This window comes from Streptomyces sp. NPDC015346, from assembly GCF_043078785.1.
Taxonomy (GTDB): Bacteria; Actinomycetota; Actinomycetes; order Streptomycetales; family Streptomycetaceae; genus Streptomyces.
In genome coordinates, this window is the sequence record NZ_JBIBTW010000004.1 from 759,555 (window position 1) to 778,721 (window position 19,167).

The following is a 19,167-nucleotide window of genomic DNA, read 5'->3' on the forward strand; positions in this document are numbered from 1 at the left end:
TGTGAGAGAGGGACATCGATGCGGGACGCGTACCACGAGGAACTTGACTCGATCGGCGAGGGCCTGGTCGAGATGGCCCGCCTTGTCGGGTCGGCGGTCGGACGCGCCACGACGGCCATGCTCGACGCCGATCTGAAGCTCGCGGAGAGCGTGATCGCGGCGGACCAGAAGGTCGACGATCTGCAGCACGATCTGGAGGCCCGGGCGATAGCCCTGCTCGCGCGGCAGCAGCCGGTGGCGACGGATCTGCGGATCGTCGTGACCTCGCTCCGTATGAGCGCGGACCTGGAGCGCTCGGGCGACCTGGCTCAGCACGTGGCGAAGCTGGCGCGGCTGCGGTTCCCGGACACCGCGGTGCCCCGGGACCTGCACGCGACGATCCTGGAGATGGGTCAGCTGGCGCAGCGCCTGATGGCGAAGGCGGCGGAGGTCATCATCACCAAGGACGTCGACCTGGCGCTCCAGCTGGAGCAGGACGACGACGAGATGGACCTGCTGCACCGGACGCTCTTCCAGCACCTGATGGACGACCGCTGGAAGCACGGCATCGAGACGGCGGTCGACGTGACGCTGCTGGGCCGGTACTACGAGCGGTTCGCGGACCACGCGGTGTCGGTGGCGAAGCGCGTGGTGTACCTGGTGACGGGTGAGCACGCGGACGAGCTGCAGCACGCGGACGCGCCGGTGGAAGGGGCGTAGGTCGGGGGCGGGCGTTCTTCGCACTTCTGTGCGCCGTTGATGCGCCCGGCGGGGTGGGCATGCAATGGGGAAAGGCGACGTACGCCTTCGAGGGAGGGACTCCATGGCCGAATCCGCCACCACCGACCCCCAGCAGGAGGCGCCGCGCGACGCGGTCTTCCTGCCCGTCCTCGGCGCCTGCGGGTGCGGCTCGGGCTGCGGCTGCGGCTGCCAGTCCGGCGGGCCGTGCCAGTGCGGGGGCTGCTCGGGCTAGGCGAGGTGAGGTGGGCGGGGCCCCGGTGGGGGCCCGCCCATCCTCCATGTCGAGACGCACGCGCCGTAGTCGTACGTCATCCGTCGTACGTCATCCGTCGACGTCATACGTCGAGGAAGGCGACGGTCTGGCCGCCGCTGGTCTCGCCGGTCTCGCGGAAGCCGAGCTTGCGGTAGAAGTCGCCGGGCCCGTCCTCGCCCGGCTCCCACGACACGTACATCAGACTGCCGCCACGACGCCGTATCTCCTCACGGACGGCCTCGACGGCGAAGCGCCCGTATCCGCTGCCCTGCCTGTCGGCCGCGATGTTGAGGCGCCACAGCCCGCTGCGCCGGTCGTCCGGGTCCTTCTCCGGCGCCCACTGGATGTCGATGAAGGCCATCAGGAAGCCGACCAGCTGATCCCCGTCGAAGATCAGCCGCGGCCAGGCGGTGTCCCCGAAGGCGTACGCCTCGGCGAGCGAGGTCGAGACGGGCGCGACGTTCTTCTCCTGATGCGGACGCACGCGCAGCGCGAGCGCGGCGTCGACGTTGGCGGGGGTGATCTTCTCGAGGCGGAGCGATGCAGGCATGGCGCGGAGGCTACCGGCCGCCCGTGATCATCGCCCGCGAATTTCCCCGCCCCCCTGGCCGCCGCCCGGGCAGGGACGCCAGGATGTGTGCGTGCTGACATGGACCCGCCGCCTGATCGCGATCACCGCCGCCTTCGCGGCGATCCCCGCCGTCGCGGGCTGCACCGTTCCCTCCGCCGGAGCGACCGGCATCTCGGTGACGGCAGACGGGCAGCCGCTCGGGGTCATCCTCATGTGCCACGACCACATCGATGGCGCGACCCTCCATCCCGACGACGACGATCCGAAGAGGCTGCACACGGGCCGCTGGAAGCGGGACCAGGCCGTGACCGGGTTCACGACCTGGCCCCTGGCCATGGTTGCCGGCGACGCGGCCGACGGCTGGACCGCCGAGAAACCCATGGGCACGCTGGACCCGAAGCAGACCTACCGCATGTACGGGTGGACCACCGACAACTCCTGGGCCGCCGCGTCCGTCTCCTTCACGACGGCGGACTTGGCGGCCCTGACGCCCGGCCAGGTGCGGTACGAGATCGGCGACACGGTCTCCATCTCCTCGATCGAGGACTTCCGCAGGACGGCCTGCGACCACTTCTGATGACGGGGCCGCCGGCGGCACCAGGGCACGAAGAAGCCCCCTCCCCGCCGAGAACCGGCAGGTCGGGGGCTCTTTCGTGGGTGAAGGCTACTTCTTGCCCTGGTTCTTCACGGCCTCGATGGCCGCCGCCGCCGCTTCCGGGTCCAGGTAGGTGCCGCCCGGGGTGAGGGGCTTGAAGTTCTCGTCGAGTTCGTAGGCGAGGGGGATGCCCGTCGGGATGTTCAGGCCCGCGATGGCCTCGTCCGAGATGCCGTCCAGGTGCTTGACCAGGGCGCGCAGGCTGTTGCCGTGGGCGGCGATCAGGACCGTGCGGCCGGCCAGGAGGTCCGGGACGATGCCGTCGTACCAGTACGGCAGCATCCGCTCGACGACGTCCTTCAGGCACTCCGTCCGGGGGCGCAGCTCCGGCGGGATCGTCGCGTAGCGGGCGTCGTTCGCCTGGGAGAACTCGCTGTCGTCGGCCAGGACCGGCGGCGGGGTGTCGTACGAGCGGCGCCAGAGCATGAACTGCTCCTCGCCGAACTCCGCGAGCGTCTGCGCCTTGTCCTTGCCCTGCAGCGCGCCGTAGTGGCGCTCGTTCAGGCGCCAGGAGCGGTGGACCGGGATCCAGTGGCGCTCGGCGGACTCCAGCGCGAGCTGCGCCGTGCGGATGGCGCGCTTCTGGAGCGAGGTGTGCAGTACGTCGGGGAGCAGGCCGGCGTCCTTCAGCAGCTCACCGCCGCGTACCGCCTCCTTCTCGCCCTTCTCGGTGAGGTTGACGTCCACCCAGCCGGTGAACAGGTTCTTCGCGTTCCACTCGCTCTCGCCGTGGCGGAGGAGGATCAGCTTGTACGGTGCGTCGGCCATGCGTCCGAGCCTAATCCACGCCCGACGCTTGACGCTCCCCGTCAATTCACTGGCGTCCGGCATAAGAGATGCGTAAGTTACGAGCACCGCCAGAGGGACTTACACACGCCAGGGGGACGGCCACCCATGTCCATCGACTCGCTCAGACGATCAGCACGCGCGACCGTCTCCGGTCTCCCCGGCGGCTTCTGGTGGCTCTGGCTCTCGACCCTCGTCAACCGCACCGGCGCCTTCGTCCTCACCTTCCTCTCGCTCTACCTGACCCAGGAGCTCGGACACTCGGCCTGGTACGCCGGGCTCGTCATCGCCCTCCACGGCCTCGGCGGTGTCGCCGGGTCCCCGCTCGGCGGGACGCTCGCCGACAAGTGGGGCCGACGCCCGACCATGGTGACGATGCACCTGATGACGGCCGTCTGCGCCGCCGCCCTCTCCGTGGTCACCACGGCCTGGGGCATCGCCGGCGTCGTCCTGCTGATGGGCGTCTCCATGCAGGCCGTGCGCCCCTCCATCCAGGCCACCATCTCCGACATGGTCCCCGAGCCCGACCGCCGGCGGGCCTTCGCCCTCAACTACTGGGCCCTCAACCTCGGCTTCGCCGTCGCCGCCTTCGGCGGTGGCGCCGCCGTCTTCCTCGGCTACCGCGTCCTCTTCCTCGTCGAGGCCGTCGCGGTCACCCTCTGCGCCCTGATCGTCTTCCTGCGGCTGCCGGAGACCCGCCCCGAGGCCCGCCGGAACCCGGCCGGCGAGGTCGTCGAGAAGGACCGCGTCAGCGTCCTCGACGTCCTGCGCGACGCCCCCTTCCGCACCCTCGTCCTCCTCAACCTTCTCGTCTGCCTCGTCTTCACCGCCCCCTGGGTCGGTCTGCCGCTCTCCATGGCGGAGGCGGGCCTCGAACCGGGCGCGTACGGAGCGGTCATCGCCGTCAACGGTGTCGTCATCGTCGGCTTCCAGCTGCTGGTCAACAAGATGACCGACAAGCGCTCGCCGGCCATGCTGCTCACCGTCTCCTCGCTGCTCTTCGCCCTCGGCACGGGTGCCACCGCGCTGGCCGGCACCCCGCTGGTGTTCGCCGCCACCGTGATCGTGTGGACCATCGGCGAGATGGTCCACGTCCCCACCAACGCCGCCGCCACCGCCAAGCTCGCGCCCGAGCACGCCCGCGGCCGCTACCAGGGCGTGATGGGCATGTCCTGGGCGCTGTCCGGCTTCCTCGCCCCGATCCTCGCGGGCTGGGTCGTCGACGGTCCGGGAACGGACGTGCTGTGGATCGCCTGCGGGGTCATCGGCTGCGTCGCCGCCCTCGGGTACACCACCCGCCTCCGCAAGGCCCTCAACGACGAGCCGGCGGAGAGCGCGCCCGTCGCCCACAAGGCCGTCGCCATCGAGACCGTCGCCGTCGAGCCCGCCGACCACCCCGCCGTCGCCGTCGAGCCCGCCGACCACCCCGCCGTCGCCGTCGAGCCCGCCGACCACCCCGCCGTCGCCGACCACCCCGCCGACCACCCCGCCGCCGAAGGCAGGACCGAGCGCGGCTCGGTCAGCGCCTGAGCGAGCGCTGTGCCTGGTACAGGTTCCGGGGGCGCACCGCCCCCGGGCTCCCGTACGCCTCCACGCGCGCGTGGAGTTCGCCGGTGAAGTCCGGTACGTCGATCTGGTCGAACTCCCGGACCTCGCTGATGCCGACCGTCGCGCTGTACGGGGCGATCGTGTCGATCTTGACCAGGCCCGCCCGCCCGTTGGTGACCGTCACGTTCCAGTGGGTGAAGCGGGCGCCGTACAGCGGGCCCGCCGAGGCGTCGCCGCCGTGCCGGCCGTTGTTCTCGACCGTGATCTCCGTCCGTACGTTGGCGAACGGCATCCCGCGGTGGGTGTCGAAAGTTCCCGCCTCCATCACCCCGCGGCTCCAGACGTTGTGGCTGGACAGGCCCTCCACGTTGATGCCGTGCAGCTGCGTCCCGGCCGGCGCCGGGACCGTACGGGCCGCGATACGGAAGTCCTCCACGAGGTTGTCGTGCGAGCCCTCGCGGCAGAAGTACGGGTGGTGGGCGCCCCGTCCCTCGACGCGCGTGCGGCGCAGGGTGCAGGCGGAGGCGGCGACGAGGCCGAAGCCGTTGTCGACGTGGCGGACGACGACGTCCTCCGCCCAGCAGTCGTAGGCGCACTGGAAGGTGACGCCGTTGTAGCCCTTGTCGAGCAAGTGCGGGGACTGGGGGGTCTCCACGGCTTCGAGCGTGAGGCCCACGACGCCCGAGTCCGTCAGCGGCTCGGCGAGGGTGACGATCCTCGGATCCCACTCCGGGCGGGCGTCGAGCGGCAGCGGGCGCTCGAACGTGACCCGGCGGCCGCGCACCGACGCGATACGGACCGGCCATTCGTAGGGCACGTAGCTCGTCAGCTTCGTCTTGTCGTCCCAGGCGTAGGCCTCCGGGCCCGGGCCGCCGCCCGCCATGTGCTCCAGGAGCGTGTGGTCGGCGTCGTCGGCCAGCCGGAGGAGAACGACCGCCCCCCGACGCAGGGCTGACGGGTCGTCGACCGTCACCGACCAGTCGCCGCGGCGCGCGGGGCGGACGGTGGTCAGCGTCCGCCACTCGTCGCGGCGATTGCCGGTCCAGCCCTCGAAGGGCCACGCGCGGGCGCGGATCGCGGCGACGAGGGAGGCGTGCCGGGCGTGCGGGGCCACCCAGATCAGGCCGCCCGCCCACGACCACGAGGACTTGTCGCCGCCATAGCGCGAGCCGTACGGGCCGATCAGCTCGGTGAGGTGCCGTGTCGCCACCAGCTTCGTACGCCCCGAACCGGCGCCGCGCAGGACGACACCGCTGTGGCCGATGCGGAGGTAATCGTCGATCCGGTACGTCCCCGGCGGCACGACCACCGTGCCGCCGCCCCGCTCCCCCGCCTCCGCGAGGGCCCGATTGATGGCGGGGGCGGAGTCCGCGGAGCCGTCCGGCACGGCCCCATGGGCGAGGACGTTCGCGGCGACGGGCGGGTGGGGCAGCCGGGTCGCACCCCGCCGGGCGCCCGCACGGCCGACGTAGGGGATCTGGGGGTGGGTGTACGGGGAGTCGGCGAACTCCTCCCAGAGGCGGGCGGCGGGTGCCGGAGCGAATCCGGAGGTCGTGGCGGCCACTCCGACCGCCACCGCACCGCCCACGAACTGCCTTCTGCTGATTCCCGTGACCATGAGCCCGCCCCGCCTTTCATGAATGTGAACGACATTCAGATGTGCGACGGCCGCGAGCATGGCACGGCCACGGGAGGTACGGAAGGGGTCGTGCGCGCCTACGGCTTCTGGGTCAGGTGCGTGAACGCGTCGAGGTTCCGCGTCGACTCGCCCCGCGAGACCCGCCACTCGTACTCGCGCTTGATCGCGCTCGCGAAGCCGAGCTCAAGCAGCGTGTTGAAGGAGCCGTCGGCCGCTTCGAGGACCGAGCCGAGCAGCCGGTCCAGCTCCTCCGGGGTGACGGCGGCCAGCGGCAGCTTGCCGGTCAGATAGATGTCCCCGAGGCCGTCGACCGCGTAACTCACGCCGTACAGCTTGAGATTGCGCTCCAGGAGCCAGCGGTGGACGCCCGTCTCGTTCTCGTCGGGGTGGCGGATGACGAACGCGTTGAGCGAGAGGGAGTGGCGGCCCACCCGCAGCGAGAGCGTCGTGAAGAGCTTGCGCGTGCCGGGGAGTTTGACGACGTACGAGCCGGGCTCGGGGGACTCCCACTCCAGCTCGGCGTCCTTGAAGGTGTCCTCGATGATCTGCCGGACACGGGGGGTGACGTCAGCCATGGTGCGAGCGTACGCGACGGCGGTGATCGTGCATCGCGGCCGTGTAGACGTCCGCCGTGCCGGAGGCCGCCGTGTCCCAGCCGAAGGAGCCGGCGTGCCGGGCCGCCGCCGCCCCCATCCGGGCGGAGAGGGCCGGATCGTCCACGAAGCGGGCGAGCGCCCGGGCGTAGTCGGCCGGGTCGTGGCCCTGGACGAGGAAGCCGGTGACGTCGTCCCGTACCGCGACCGGAAGGCCACCGACCGCCGCCGCGACGACCGGGGTGCCGGCCGCCTGCGCCTCGATGGCGACCAGACCGAAGGACTCGCTGTACGAGGGCATGACCAGCACCGACGCGGCGCGGAACCAGTCCGCGAGCCGTTCCTGGCCGACCGGCGGATGGAAGCGGACGACATCCGCGATGCCGAGCCGGGCGGCGAGCTTCTGCAGCCCCTCCGGCTTCGCCAGACCGCTGCCGCTCGGCCCGCCGACGACGGGGACGACCATGCGGGAGCGGAGGGAGGGGTCCCGCTCCAGCAGCAGGGCCGCCGCGCGCAGCAGGATGTCGGGGGCCTTCAGCGGCTGGATACGGCCCGCGAAGACCGGGATGAAGGCGTCGGCGGGCAGCCCGAGGCGGGCCCGCGCGGCGGCGCGGCCGTCCGCCGGGCGGAAGTGGTCCAGGTTCACCCCGGGGTGAACGACGGCGACCTTCGACGGCTCGGCCTCGTAGAAGCGGACGAGCTCGTCGGCCTCCTCCGCGGTGTTGGCGATCAGCCGGTCGGCGGCGCGGACGATCTGGGTCTCGCCGATCACCCGGGCCGCGGGCTCGGGGGTGTCGCCCTCGGCGAGCGCCGCGTTCTTGACCTTCGCCATGGTGTGCATGGCGTGCACGAGCGGGACGCCCCAGCGTTCGGCGGCGAGCCAGCCGACATGGCCGGAGAGCCAGTAGTGGGAGTGGACCAGGTCGTAGTGGCCGGGTCGGTGGCCCGCCCAGGCCCGCATCACGCCGTGCGTGAAGGCGCAGAGCTGGGCCGGCAGCTCCTCCTTGGCCAGGCCCTCGTACGGGCCGGCGTCCACATGCCGTACGAGAACACCCGGGGCGAGCTCGACGGCCGGGGCGAGGCCGCCGGTGGTGGCCCGGGTGAAGATCTCGACCTCGATGTTGATCGCGGCCAGCCGCTTGGCCAGCTCCACTATGTAGACGTTCATGCCGCCCGCGTCGCCGGTGCCCGGCTGGTGGAGGGGCGAGGTGTGGACGCTGAGCATGGCCACCCGGCGCGGGGTCCGGTGACGTCCGGGGAGCCGGAGCCTGGGCGGCGTCGCCAGGGAGCCGGCGAGCCGGGACACGTACTGGCTCACGTCGACGGTCCTTCCGCTCGGAGCGAGGGCATAGCGGGTACGGCGGTGGTGCGGGTACGGCGGTCGTGCGGGTCATGCGGTACGGCGGTCGTGCGGGCACGGTGAACGGGCGGCCTGCGCCCTTTCACGCGGGACAACACCGGAATGACGGCATCCATTTCCGTTTTGCCAATTCATTGCCCACTCCATACGGCGCGTCGCGCCCCCGTACCCTCATCCCATGGCCCCGCGCACCCCTCCCGTCGGGACCCGCCCCGTCGGCACGACGACCCGCGGGACCACCAACCCCAATCGACTGCGCCGCATGGACCGCTGGATCGCCGCCACCCACGGCAGCGCCCTGCGGCGGTCCGACGCGCCCCCGCTCGCCGTCGACCTGGGCTACGGCGCCGCCCCCTGGACCGCCGTCGAGCTGCTCACCAGGCTGCGTACGGCCGACCCGCGCGCCGAGGTCGTCGGCATCGAGATCGAGCCGGCCCGGGTCGCCGCCGCCCGCCCCTACGAGCGGGCGGGCCTCACCTTCCTGCACGGCGGCTTCGAGGTCCCGGTGGCCGGCGAGGTCGCGCTGATCCGGGCCGCGAACGTGCTGCGCCAGTACGACGAGGGCGAGGTCGCCGCGGTGTGGACGCGGCTGTGCGCCCGCCTCGCCCCGGGCGGCCTGCTGGTGGAGGGAACGTGCGACGAGATCGGGCGGCGGCACGTGTGGGTGGCGCTCGACCGCTCCGGGCCCCGGACAGTGACCTTCGCCACCCGGCTCGGCTCGCTGGAGCGCCCGTCCGACCTCGCCGAGCGGCTGCCGAAGGCGCTGATCCACCGCAATGTGCCGGGCGAGCCGGTGCACGCGTTCCTGCGGGACTTCGACCGGGCGTGGGCGGCGGCGGCTCCGTACGCCTCGCTCGGCGCGCGCCAGCGCTGGATCCGGGCGGTACGCGATCTGGCGACGGACTGGCCACTGACGGACGGGAACCGGCGCTGGCGGCAGGGCGAGGTGACGGTCCGCTGGGAGGCACTGGCCCCCCGCTGACGGTCCTGCCTTTCCCCAACTGCCGGTGGATTCCCTGCGCTCGGGAACGCGGATTCCCGGCGCTCGGGAACGCACCCGGCGTATCGCTCGTCCCCTGTGAGGGGTACCGGCCCGACAGGCCCCGGTTTCCCCTGTCGCTTTCACGTTTCGCATGGCACTATCGCCAAGGTCACCAGTAAGTTACTGACGGTAAATCAGGTCAGATCCATGACATGCCGGTGCGGACTGTCCGAGGGGGAGCTTGTGAACCGACGCCGCTGTGCCACCGCCGCGATCATCGTGGTCTGCGCCCTGACGGTGCTCGCCTCACCCGTACTCGCCGGGACGGCCATGGCCGCGCCCCTTCCGCCCGCGCCCCCCACGCTGCCGAAGAAGAGCCTCGAAGAGGTCCGCAAGGAGATAGACGGCCTGTACCGGCAGGCCGCCGTCGCCACCGACGCGTACAACCTCGCCGAGGAGCAGACCAAGGAGCAGTCGGCCGAGATCGTGCGGCTGGCCCAGATGGTCGTGGCCGGCCGCGAGAAGATCGACCGGCTCAAGGCGCAGGCGGGCGCGGCGGCCCGCGCCCAGTACCGCAACGGCGGTCTGCCCGACGACGCCCAGTTCGTCCTCACCAACGACCCGCAGCTCTTCCTGGACAACGCAGGCCGGCTGCAGGAGGGCCAGAAGGCCACCAAGGACCTCCTCGCCGAGATGACCCGTACGCAGGCGGAGTTGACGGTCTACGCGAAGGACGCCGGCACCAACTGGACCAAGTTGGAGGCCAACCGCGTCAAGCAGGCCAAGGCGAAGAAGGACATCAACGACAAGATCGCCGCGGCCAGGAAGCTCGAGTCCGAGCTGGCGGCCGAGGAGCGGGCGCGGCTGCTGAGGCTGGAGGAGCAGGAGCGGTACGAGGCGCAGACCGCCTGGCTGGGCACCGGCGTCCTCAAGGGCCTCGACGGCACGGCGACCGCGCGGGGCAAGCGCGCGGTGGAGTTCGCCACGGCGCAGATCGGCAAGCCGTACGTCTGGGGCGCGGAGGGACCGGGCTCGTTCGACTGCTCGGGGCTGACGCAGAGCGCCTGGGGCGCGGCGGGGCGCGCCATCCCCCGCACGTCGCAGGAGCAGTGGCGACTGCTGCCGCGGGTGGACATCAAGGACATGCGTCCGGGCGACCTGATCGTCTACTACAAGGACGCGAGCCACATCGGGATGTACATCGGCGACGGCGCGATGGTGCACGCACCGCGCCCAGGCCGGAACGTGACGATCGCGGGGGCGGGCTCGATGGAGATCCTCGGAGTCGTACGGCCGGAGTGACCCACCCCGCTGACGGCCGGAGTGACCGACCCCGCCGACGGCTGGAGTGACCCCGCTCACGGCCGGCACGACGCCCGTCGCGGGAGGGCCGGCGTGATGTTCGTCATGGCCCGGCAGGCAACATCCTCCCCATGCGCGGCATATGCCAACTCCTCCGCACCGCCCATGTCGTGATCACCATTCCGTTGCCCGGCGGGGTGACGCTATGGTCCCCGTCTGGCGGGACGTCGTTCGTCGCCCTGCCGCGCCCTCGGGGGGAGGGAAGGAAACCAGGACCGATGCCCGTACCCGTACCGCGCCAGAGAATCGTCTCTGCGGCGGCGCCCGGCGCTGCCACCGCCGTGAGCGCCGCGACGGCGGCGACCGCCGCGACTGCCGCGACCGCGACAGGCACCGATCTCACCCTGCTCGTCGTCGAGGACGACCCGGCAGGTGCCCTCGCCGTACCCGAAATGCTCGACGCGGACGGCACGCGCGTCCGGATCCGTACCGCCCGCAACCTCACCGAGGCGGAGCGGCTGCTCACCGACGACGTGCACTGCGTCCTGGTCGACCTGGCCCTGCCCGGGCCCCGGGCCGCCGGTGACGACCCGCTGGCGCCGCTGCGGCACGTGCTGCGGCTCGCCCCGCACCACGCCGTCCTGGCGCTCGCGGCCTCGGCCGACGCGGAGCTGGCGGCGGAGGCGGTACGGGTCGGGGCACAGGACCACCTCTTCCGCGAGGAGCTCGACGGCCGGCTGCTGAGCCGGGCGATCCGGTACGCGGTCGAGCGCAAGCGGGCCGACGCGGTCCAGGTGAAGCTGACCGAGTCACGGCTGCGGGCGCAGGAGAACGCCCGGCTGGAACGCGGTCTGCTCCCCACCCCGCTCCTGGAGGGCTCCGACCTGCGGTTCGCGGCCCGCTACCGCCCCGGCCGCTCGCGCGCGCTGCTCGGCGGCGACTTCTACGACACGGTCCGCACCCCCGACGGCACGGTCCACGCGATGATCGGCGACGTCTGCGGCCACGGCCCGGACGAGGCGGCGCTGGGCGTCGAGCTGCGGATCGCGTGGCGGGCGCTGACCTTCGCCGGCCTGTGCGGGGACGAACTGCTCTCGACGTTGCAGCAGGTCCTGGAGCACGAGCGGGAGAGCGAGGAGATCTTCGCGACGCTCTGCACGGTCGACATCGCCCCGGACGGGCGCCGGGCGGGCCTCTGCCTGGCCGGACACCCCTCGCCGCTGATCGCCCGGCACGGCACGGCGGCGCGGCTGCTGCCGTACGAGGACGGCGGCCCGGCCCTCGGCCTGCTGCCGCGCGCCCGCTGGCCGCGGCGCCAGGTGGAGCTCGGCGGCTCGTGGAGCCTGCTGATGTACACGGACGGGCTCATCGAGGGCCGCTCGGCAGGTCCGGGCTCGCCGCGGCTCGGCCAGGACGGGATGGTCGAGATGATCAACCGGCAGCTGGCCGAGGGCCTGCGGGGCGAGGAGCTCCTGGAGGCGGCGGTGACGGAGGTCCGGTCGCTGAACGGCGGGGAGCTGACGGACGACGTGGCGGTCCTGGCACTGGAAAGGGCCCGGGGTTGACTCCCCCGGGCCCTCATCCGCTCGCTCGCTCAGCGCTTACCGCTTCTCGCTCGCCCTCCCGTACCGCCCACGCGTGACCGCGGGCGCCTCACCGGCCGCCGTTGTAGGGGCCGTACGGTCCGTCGCTGCTGGAGCCGCCGCCGCGACGACCGCCGCCACCGCCGGAGACCTGACGGATGGCAGGCCGGACGTCGACCATGAAGACGATGGCCGCGATGAGCCCCGCGATCTGCAGGAAGAGCATCGGCAGCAGCAGATTCAGGGCCAGGTTGATGCCCAGCAGGATCAGCCAGAACTTCTTGGTCTGCTTGTCGGCCGCGCGATAGGCGTCCTCGCGCGCCATGGCCGCGAAGACCAGCGCGGTGACGGCGAAGCCGATGAAGACCAGGCCGATCACCAGCCAGATGATGGAGTCGAATCCGTCGCGCAGCATGTCTGAACCGCCTCGTGAGTGGATGGAGCGCCTCGCGGTCAAGGTACCCGGTACAACGCACCGGGCACCTTGATTAGTGCCTCCGGTTACTTCTCGGTGGCGGAGGCGGGCTTCTTGGCGGCGGGCTTGCGGGCCGACGCCGACGCCTTGCGGGAGCCCGGCGCCTCGTCGTCGGCCTCGGCCTTCTTCTCGTCCGCGGCCTTCGGCGCCGGCTCGGGCTCGACGACGACGGCGATCTCGGTGAGCTCCTCGGCGGCCTCACCGCGCCACGCCCTGACGGCCTCCTCGCCGTGCGCGGCGACCTCCTCGTACTTCTCGCGCGCCTTGACCGCGTACTCGGCGGCCACGCCGACGCTGCGCAGGGCCAGGTCCTGGGCGGTCTCGCCGAGCTTCTTCAGGTCCGTGTCGAGGCTGCCCACGACCTCGGCGAGCTTCGACTGCACGGTGGCCTGCGCCACCTTGGCCCGGTCGCTGACCTTCTCCTGGACGACCTTGGGGTCCGTCTTGCGCACGGCGTCGATCCGGGCGGGCGCCTCGGCGGCGATCTGCTCGATCAGGCCGGGGACCTTCTTCGCCTGCTGGACGGCGAGGTCGGCGGTGCCGGCCGCGAAGTACAGGGGGGTACGCAGTTCTTCGATCATGGCCATGGGTGTGGTCCTCCCGGATGTGTACGTACTAGCTCGAGGGTCGTTCGGCATCGGAGGCGTTGTCGGTCGAAGGATCGGCCGAAGGATCAGCCGAAGGGTCGGCCGAAGGATCGCTCGAAGCGTCGGCGGCTTCGTCGGTAAGAGGGGCGTCGGGGGCGTCGGCCGCGTCCGGAGCGGACTCGGCGGCGTTCTCCTTGCGGAAGGAGTCGTAGATCTGGAGCAGCACCTGCTTCTGCCGCTCGTTGATCGAGGGATCGGCCAGGATGACGGCCCGCGTCTCCAGCTCGTCCCGCTCCTTCTCGTCGAGGATCCCGGCCCGCACGTACAGCGTCTCGGCGGAGATCCGCAGAGCCTTGGCGACCTGCTGCAGCACCTCGGCGCTGGGCTTGCGCAGGCCGCGCTCGATCTGACTCAGGTACGGATTGGACACTCCGGCGGCTTCGGCGAGCTGCCGCAGCGACAGCTGCGCGGTGCGCCGCTGGTCGCGGAGGTACTCGCCAAGATTGCCGACGTTGAGCGATGCCATGCCTCGACGATGCCACGGCGCGCTAACTATTGCAAGCACCTGCTTGCAATAGTGTCGCGGCGACCGGCCGAGGACAGTCGTCCACTTCCTGATAATCCGCGACGGATCGACTTTCGTTACCCTGGGCTCCATGACAGCCATGGCACCCACGCGCACCGAACCGGACCTGTCCTTTCTCCTGGACCACACCAGCCACGTGTTGCGGACCCAGATGAGCGCGCGGCTCGCGGAGATCGGGCTCACCCCGCGCATGCACTGCGTCCTCGTCCACGCCCTGGAGGAGGAGCGGACGCAGGCGCAGCTCGCCGAGATCGGCGACATGGACAAGACCACGATGGTGGTGACCGTGGACGCCCTGGAGAAGGCCGGTCTTGCCGAGCGGCGACCGTCGAGCACCGACCGGCGGGCGCGGATCATCGCCGTGACGGACGAGGGGGCGAAGGTCGCCATGGAGAGCCAGAAGATCGTCGACAGCGTCCACGAGAGCGCCCTGGCCTCCCTGCCCGACGACGAGCGCGAGGTGCTGCTGCGGGCGTTGAACCGCCTGGTCACGGGCCATCTGGAGACGCCGGTGGAGGGAGCGAGGCCGGCCAGGCGAGCGCGCCAGAAGGGGTGAGGGCCCCGGGCGGCCCCGCGCCTCTCGATCCGTAAAAGATAGTCTGCAACAAAACTATCTGCTACGGTCTCTCATGTTGCCTCCAGACGACAGGAGAGACCGCGATGTCTTCCACATCCGCCCACGCCCACGGCCCCCTCGCCGGGGCCCCCTCGCCCGAAGCCCCCTCCCGTTCCCGCTGGCTCGCCCTCGGCGTCCTGGCCACCGGGATGCTGATGACGATCCTCGACGGCAGCATCGTCACCGTCGCCATGCCGGCCATCCAGAGCGACCTCGGCTTCACCCCGGTCGGACTGAGCTGGATCGTCAACGCCTACCTCATCGCCTTCGGCTCCCTGCTCCTCCTCGCCGGCCGCCTCGGCGACCTGATCGGCCGCAAGCGGATGTTCCTGGCGGGCACGGCGGTGTTCACCGCCGCCTCGCTCCTGGCCGGCGTCGCCACCTCCCCCGGCGTCCTGATCGCCGCCCGCTTCCTCCAGGGCGTCGGCAGCGCGATGGCCTCGGCCGTGAGCCTCGGCATCCTCGTCACGCTCTTCACCGCACCCCGCGAACGGGCCAAGGCCATCGCCGTGTTCAGCTTCACCGGCGCGGCCGGAGCCTCCATCGGGCAGGTCCTCGGCGGGGTCCTGACCGACGTCCTCACCTGGAACTGGATCTTCTTCATCAACCTGCCGATCGGCGCCGCGACCCTGCTCGTCGCGCTCTCCGCCCTCCCCGGCGACCGCGGCCTCGGCCTGAAGGCCGGCGCCGACGTCGTCGGCGCGCTGCTCGTCACCTCCGGCCTGATGCTCGGCATCTACGCCGTCGTCAAGATCGAGGAGTACGGAGCCGGTTCGGCCCACACCCTGGGCCTCGGCGGCCTCGCGCTCGCCCTCCTCGCGGGCTTCGTCGTCCGCCAGGCGACGGCCCGTAACCCGCTCATGCCGCTGCGGATCCTCCGCTCGCGGAGCGTGGCCGGCGCGAACCTGGTCCAGATGCTGATGGTCGCCGCGCTCTTCTCCTTCCAGATCCTCGTCGCGCTCTACCTCCAGAAGGTGCTCGGTTACGGCGCCGCCAGGACCGGCCTCGCGATGCTGCCGGCCGCCGCCGTCATCGGAGCCGTCTCCCTGGGCGTCTCGGCCCGTCTCAACGCCCGCTTCGGGGAGCGCAATGTCCTCCTGACGGGCCTCGTCCTCCTCGTCGGGGTCCTCGGACTGCTGACCCGGGTGCCCGTGAACGCCTCGTACGTCACCGACCTGCTGCCCGTCATGCTCCTCGCCGCCGGCTTCGGTCTCGCACTCCCGGCCCTGACCTCGCTCGGCATGTCCGGCGCGAAGGAGGAGGACGCGGGCCTCGCCTCAGGGCTCTTCAACACCACCCAGCAGATCGGCATGGCCCTCGGCATCGCGGTCCTCTCCACGCTGGCCGCCTCCCGCACCGAGACCCTCACCGCGGCCGGCGTCCCCGCGGCCGAGGCCCTGACCGGCGGCTACCGCCTGGCCTTCGCCGTCGGCGCCGGCCTCCTCCTCGCCGCCCTGGCCGTCGCCTTCACGATGCCGCGCCGCACGGAGCCACGCACCGCCGACCCGCGCCGCAACCAGCCGCGCCCCGCCGAACCGCGCCCCACCGAGCCGCGCGTGAGCCAGACGCCCACCAGCACCACCGCCATCCCCACCACCACCCGCGCCGTCAGCGGCTCGTCGAGGACCAGCGCTCCCAGTGTCACCGAGACCACCGGCAGCAGGTAGCCGACCGTCGCCGCGCTGGTCGGGCCCTCCTCCGCGATCATCCGGTAGTTGAGGTGGAAGGTCAGACCGGTCGCGAAGATCCCGAGGACGACGACCGCGAGCACCCCCGTCCACGTCCAGGCCCCAGCGGCCGGGTGAGGCCCGCTCAGGGCGGGCACGGCCAGCACCGGGACGCTCAGGGCGGTCGCCGTCAGCATCTGCGCGGCGGAGAGCGCGAGGGGCGCGGTGCCGCTTCCGGTGAGGCGGCGCGCCATGTACGCGAAGGCCACCGCGTAGCTCGCGCCCGCCGCGAGCAGGGCGAGGGCGCCCCCGCTCAGCAGGCCGGAGCCCTCGCTCCAGGGCGCGAAGATCAGCAGGACGCCGGTGAAGCCGAGGAGCAGGCCGCCGAGCCGGGCGGCGCTCAGCGGCCGGTCCGTCCCGAGGCCGAGGCCGAGGAGCAGGGACCAGAGGGGAGTGGTGGCGTTCAGGACACCCGCCACCCCGCTGTCCACCGTCCGCTCGCCGATGCCGAACAACAGGAACGGCAGGGCGTTGCAGAAGAAGGCGGCGACGGCCAGCCGCCCCCAGGTGCGCCGGTCACCGAGCCCCGGCAGCCGCTGCCCCGCCCCGTACGCCAGCGCCAGCAGCACCCCCGCCCCGAGCAGACAGCGCAGGAAAGTGATCCAGCCGGGGGTGAGGCCGTGGTCGAGCGCGATCTTGATCCACAGGAAGCCGGAGCCCCAGAGCAGGGCCAGGAGGCCCATCCGTGTCGCCGAAGCCGTCGCTGAACGTTCCTTCGGAGCCGTCGCCGATGCCATGGCCCCACCGTCCCCGACCCCTCACGACAGGACAAGCGAAGAATCGTGCATCCAGCGTTAAGCTGTACTACATGCTGGACGTGAGACGCATGCAGGTGCTCCGGGCCGTCGTCACCAGCGGCTCGGTCACCGCGGCCGCCGCGAACCTCGGCTACACCCCCTCCGCGGTGAGCCAGCAGATCGCCGCCCTGGAGAAGGAGGCCGGCATCGAGCTGCTCGAACGCTTCGGCCGGGGCGTGCGCCCGACCGCCGCCGGCCGGCTGCTCACCGAGCACGCCGCCCTGATCGGCCGCCAGGTCGCCGAGGCGGAGACGGCGCTGGCCGATCTGCGGGCGGGCCGCACCGGCCGGGTCGCGATCCGCTACTTCCCCACCGCGGGGGCCGATCTCGTCGCCCCCGCCCTGGCCCGCTTCCGTACCGAACACCCCGGTGTACGCGTCGACCTGAGGATCGCCGACGCGGAAGGCGCCCGGGACGAGGAGGCGGACCTCACGCTCGTGGTCGGCCCCCGGAACGCGCCCGTCGACGGCCTACGCCTCGTCCACCTCGTCGACGACCCCTACCGCGCCGTCCTCCCCAGGAGCCACCCGCTCGCCGACCGCCGGGTCCTGGACCTGACCGAGCTCGCCGACGAGCCGTGGGTGGGCAGCGAGCGCCCCGGCCCCTGCCTCGACGCCGTCCTGGAGGCGTGCGCGGCGGCCGGGTTCACGCCGGACATCGCGGTGGAGTGCGAGGAGTACGCCACGGCGCAGGGTTTCGTCGCGGCCGGGCTCGGCATCAGCCTGATCCCCCTGATGGGGCTGGGCAGCCGCCACCCGAACGTGATCGTCCGCCGGGTGCGCGGCCCGGAGCCGGTCCGCTCGATCCACGCGGCGGTACGGGAGTCCTCCCTGGCCCTGCCTGCCGTACGGGCGCTCCTGACCGCCCTTCAGGAGGCGTGAGCACACGAGATCCCGAGCTCCCGAAGCCCGTCCCGCAGACCGCGGAAGGCGCGCTCGGCCGCCGCGACCGCCTCCGGGTGAACGGCGTCGGCTGCCTCTCCCGCCGCCATGCGGCGGGCGTTCTCCTCGGCGAGGATCCGCGTGACGGCGACGATCTGGCCGGCGGCGAGCCGCGCCATCAGCGGGGCGCCGCCGAGTTCGGCGGCCAGCGCCGCCTCCGACCCGCGCTGATGTCCGTACAGCCGGGCGGCGAGGGCGGGGGTGCCGTAGAGCAGCCGCTGGAAGGCGAGGACGGCCGGGTGGTCGCAGAGGCCGGTCACCGGGTCGCGGCGCGCCAGGCCTTCCAGGAAGTGGGCGCGCAGGGCGTCGAGCGGCGCGACGCCGCCTCGGCGGGCGGCGGCGACGGTCCTGGCCGCCTCGTCCTCGTGGTCGGCGAACCGGTGGAGCGCGAGGTCCTCCTTGGCGGGGAAGTAGCGGAACAGGGTCGGCTTGGAGACGTCGGCGGCGGCGGCGATCTCGGCGACGGAGACGGCGTCGAAGCCCTTCTCCAGGAAGAGGCCGATGGCGGTCTCGGAGATCAGCTCACGGGTCCGCCGCTTCTTCCGCTCCCGAAGGCCCAGTTCTCCGGGCACTTCGCCGCCCGCCCCACGCGCCCCGCTCACATCGCGACCGCCGCCCGCCCCACGCGCCCCGCTCACTTCGCGGCCTCCACCAGCGGTGCGATGCCGTCGAGGATCCGCTCCAGGCCGAAGCGGAATTCGTGGTCCGGCTCGTCCTGCGCGTCCATCACGCCCGAGTCCAGCATCCGCGCCACCGCCGGGAAGCGCTCCGGGTCGGCCAGGCGCCGCAGGGTGTGGCCGTAGCGGGAGAGGACCTCCTCCGGAGCGTCGCCGCTCGCGGCGATCACGGCGGCGAGATCGGCCATCATCAGGGCCTCGTTGCGGACGAACCCGCCGAGCAGCATCACCACCGACACCTTCGTGCCCTCGTCGAGGCCGCTGTCCGCGAGGGCGACCATGGCCCACTCCCACCAGGCGACCGTGTTCGGGGTCGCGGGCGGGCCCGAGAGCGGGGCGCGGAGCATCCAGAGGTTGCGGTGGTAGACCTCGCGCATCGCCCCGGCCCACTGCTCCAGGGCCTCGCGCCAGTCGGTGCCGGGCTCGGGTAGCGGCGGGGGCGGGCCCGTGGCCACGTCCTGCATCAGGATGTACAGCTCGCGCTTCGCGCCCACGTAGCGGTAGAGGGACATGGTGGAGACACCGAGCTCCTTGGCGATCCGCCCCATGGAGACGGCGTCCAGCCCTTCGGCCGCGGCGACGCGCACGGCCGTGTCGACGATGCGGTCGAGGGTGAGGCCGGGCTTGGGCCCCTTGGAGGGGCGTTCCCGCAGCCCCCAGGCGGCCTCGACGCTCGCCGGCAGGAAGCCCCCGCCACCACCCTCCCGCTTGTCAGCCTTGTCGCCCTTGCCGTCCGCCATGAGTCGCCGCCTCCACACCTCGCCCTTGA

20 protein-coding genes and 1 pseudogene are annotated in these 19,167 nt (G+C 72.2%); 10 read left to right on the plus strand and 11 right to left on the minus strand.

What is annotated here, in order from left to right:
• Window positions 1-18: 18 nt before the first annotated feature.
• Window positions 19-699, plus strand: coding sequence for a phosphate signaling complex protein PhoU (gene phoU, locus ACF06X_RS18655; RefSeq protein ID WP_392288333.1), 681 nt, complete (start codon window positions 19-21; stop codon window positions 697-699).
• Between the two features lie 103 nt (window positions 700-802).
• Entirely contained in the window at window positions 803-952 is a 150-nt protein-coding gene (locus tag ACF06X_RS18660; RefSeq protein WP_392288334.1) for a hypothetical protein, read from the plus strand.
• Between the two features lie 103 nt (window positions 953-1,055).
• Here ACF06X_RS18660 and ACF06X_RS18665 read toward each other — a convergent pair whose 3' ends face one another.
• Window positions 1,056-1,523: a GNAT family N-acetyltransferase gene (locus ACF06X_RS18665; RefSeq protein WP_392288335.1), complete on the minus strand. Its 468-nt coding sequence runs from the start codon at window positions 1,521-1,523 to the stop codon at window positions 1,056-1,058.
• Window positions 1,524-1,614: 91 nt separating this feature from the next.
• Between ACF06X_RS18665 and ACF06X_RS18670 the strand changes: the two genes are divergently transcribed.
• The gene (locus ACF06X_RS18670) at window positions 1,615-2,121 is read left to right on the plus strand and encodes a hypothetical protein (RefSeq protein WP_392288336.1); all 507 of its coding nucleotides are present in this window, start codon (window positions 1,615-1,617) and stop codon (window positions 2,119-2,121) included.
• A gap of 87 nt (window positions 2,122-2,208) precedes the next feature.
• Here ACF06X_RS18670 and ACF06X_RS18675 read toward each other — a convergent pair whose 3' ends face one another.
• On the minus strand, window positions 2,209-2,967 hold the full coding sequence (locus ACF06X_RS18675; RefSeq protein WP_392288337.1) for a phosphoglyceromutase: 759 nt from the start codon (window positions 2,965-2,967) through the stop codon (window positions 2,209-2,211).
• A 126-nt stretch (window positions 2,968-3,093) separates the two neighbouring features.
• On the opposite strand from ACF06X_RS18675, the gene ACF06X_RS18680 reads away from it, so the two are divergent.
• Entirely contained in the window at window positions 3,094-4,515 is a 1,422-nt protein-coding gene (locus ACF06X_RS18680; protein WP_392288338.1) for an MDR family MFS transporter, read from the plus strand.
• On the opposite strand, the gene ACF06X_RS18685 is transcribed toward ACF06X_RS18680, so the two are convergent.
• From ACF06X_RS18685 to mshA, 3 genes are all read right to left on the minus strand, one after another.
• Entirely contained in the window at window positions 4,505-6,151 is a 1,647-nt protein-coding gene (locus ACF06X_RS18685; protein ID WP_392288339.1) for a glycosyl hydrolase family 28-related protein, read from the minus strand. The two genes, ACF06X_RS18680 and ACF06X_RS18685, sit on opposite strands and share 11 nt — an antisense overlap.
• A gap of 98 nt (window positions 6,152-6,249) precedes the next feature.
• Complete coding sequence (locus ACF06X_RS18690; RefSeq protein ID WP_392288340.1) at window positions 6,250-6,747, minus strand: YbjN domain-containing protein; 498 nt, start codon at window positions 6,745-6,747, stop codon at window positions 6,250-6,252.
• Window positions 6,740-8,083 (minus strand): D-inositol-3-phosphate glycosyltransferase, encoded by a 1,344-nt coding sequence (gene mshA, locus ACF06X_RS18695; RefSeq protein ID WP_392288341.1) that lies wholly within the window; start codon window positions 8,081-8,083, stop codon window positions 6,740-6,742. Before mshA ends, ACF06X_RS18690 begins: the two co-directional genes overlap by 8 nt.
• 220 nt (window positions 8,084-8,303) lie before the next feature.
• Between mshA and ACF06X_RS18700 the strand changes: the two genes are divergently transcribed.
• The 3 genes from ACF06X_RS18700 (at window position 8,304) to ACF06X_RS18710 (ending at window position 11,974) form a co-directional block, all read left to right on the plus strand.
• Window positions 8,304-9,107 carry a class I SAM-dependent methyltransferase gene (locus ACF06X_RS18700; protein ID WP_392288342.1) on the plus strand — a complete coding sequence of 268 codons (804 nt, stop codon included), beginning with the start codon at window positions 8,304-8,306 and terminating at the stop codon, window positions 9,105-9,107.
• Between the two features lie 243 nt (window positions 9,108-9,350).
• Window positions 9,351-10,409: an NlpC/P60 family protein gene (locus ACF06X_RS18705; protein WP_392288343.1), complete on the plus strand. Its 1,059-nt coding sequence runs from the start codon at window positions 9,351-9,353 to the stop codon at window positions 10,407-10,409.
• A gap of 278 nt (window positions 10,410-10,687) precedes the next feature.
• A complete protein-coding gene (locus tag ACF06X_RS18710; RefSeq protein WP_392288344.1) occupies window positions 10,688-11,974 on the plus strand; it encodes a PP2C family protein-serine/threonine phosphatase in 1,287 nt (428 codons plus the stop codon).
• An 88-nt stretch (window positions 11,975-12,062) separates the two neighbouring features.
• Here the strand turns inward: ACF06X_RS18710 and ACF06X_RS18715 are convergent, their stop codons facing one another.
• The 3 genes from ACF06X_RS18715 to ACF06X_RS18725 all read right to left on the minus strand — a co-directional run bounded on the left by ACF06X_RS18715 (window position 12,063) and on the right by ACF06X_RS18725 (window position 13,580).
• The gene (locus ACF06X_RS18715) at window positions 12,063-12,407 is read right to left on the minus strand and encodes a DUF2516 family protein (protein ID WP_392288345.1); all 345 of its coding nucleotides are present in this window, start codon (window positions 12,405-12,407) and stop codon (window positions 12,063-12,065) included.
• Window positions 12,408-12,493: 86 nt separating this feature from the next.
• Window positions 12,494-13,054 carry a hypothetical protein gene (locus ACF06X_RS18720; RefSeq protein WP_392288346.1) on the minus strand — a complete coding sequence of 187 codons (561 nt, stop codon included), beginning with the start codon at window positions 13,052-13,054 and terminating at the stop codon, window positions 12,494-12,496.
• Between the two features lie 28 nt (window positions 13,055-13,082).
• The gene (locus tag ACF06X_RS18725) at window positions 13,083-13,580 is read right to left on the minus strand and encodes a helix-turn-helix domain-containing protein (RefSeq protein WP_392288347.1); all 498 of its coding nucleotides are present in this window, start codon (window positions 13,578-13,580) and stop codon (window positions 13,083-13,085) included.
• 130 nt (window positions 13,581-13,710) lie between these two features.
• On the opposite strand from ACF06X_RS18725, the gene ACF06X_RS18730 reads away from it, so the two are divergent.
• Complete coding sequence (locus ACF06X_RS18730) at window positions 13,711-14,196, plus strand: MarR family winged helix-turn-helix transcriptional regulator (RefSeq protein ID WP_392288348.1); 486 nt, start codon at window positions 13,711-13,713, stop codon at window positions 14,194-14,196.
• A gap of 104 nt (window positions 14,197-14,300) precedes the next feature.
• Window positions 14,301-15,923, plus strand: a complete 1,623-nt coding sequence (locus ACF06X_RS18735) for an MFS transporter (RefSeq protein ID WP_392288349.1) — start codon at window positions 14,301-14,303, stop codon at window positions 15,921-15,923.
• Here the strand turns inward: ACF06X_RS18735 and ACF06X_RS18740 are convergent.
• Window positions 15,872-16,720, minus strand: a pseudogene (locus ACF06X_RS18740) (DMT family transporter); the annotation flags it as partial. The gene ACF06X_RS18735 and the pseudogene ACF06X_RS18740 sit on opposite strands and share 52 nt — an antisense overlap.
• 71 nt (window positions 16,721-16,791) lie before the next feature.
• On the opposite strand from ACF06X_RS18740, the gene ACF06X_RS18745 reads away from it, so the two are divergent.
• On the plus strand, window positions 16,792-17,661 hold the full coding sequence (locus tag ACF06X_RS18745; RefSeq protein WP_392288350.1) for a LysR family transcriptional regulator: 870 nt from the start codon (window positions 16,792-16,794) through the stop codon (window positions 17,659-17,661).
• On the opposite strand, the gene ACF06X_RS18750 is transcribed toward ACF06X_RS18745, so the two are convergent.
• Both ACF06X_RS18750 and ACF06X_RS18755 read right to left on the minus strand, forming a co-directional pair.
• Window positions 17,649-18,359: a TetR family transcriptional regulator gene (locus tag ACF06X_RS18750; RefSeq protein ID WP_392288351.1), complete on the minus strand. Its 711-nt coding sequence runs from the start codon at window positions 18,357-18,359 to the stop codon at window positions 17,649-17,651. The genes ACF06X_RS18745 and ACF06X_RS18750 overlap by 13 nt on opposite strands.
• Entirely contained in the window at window positions 18,356-19,138 is a 783-nt protein-coding gene (locus ACF06X_RS18755) for a TetR/AcrR family transcriptional regulator (protein WP_392288352.1), read from the minus strand. Before ACF06X_RS18755 ends, ACF06X_RS18750 begins: the two co-directional genes overlap by 4 nt.
• Between the last annotated feature and the right edge of the window lie 29 nt (window positions 19,139-19,167).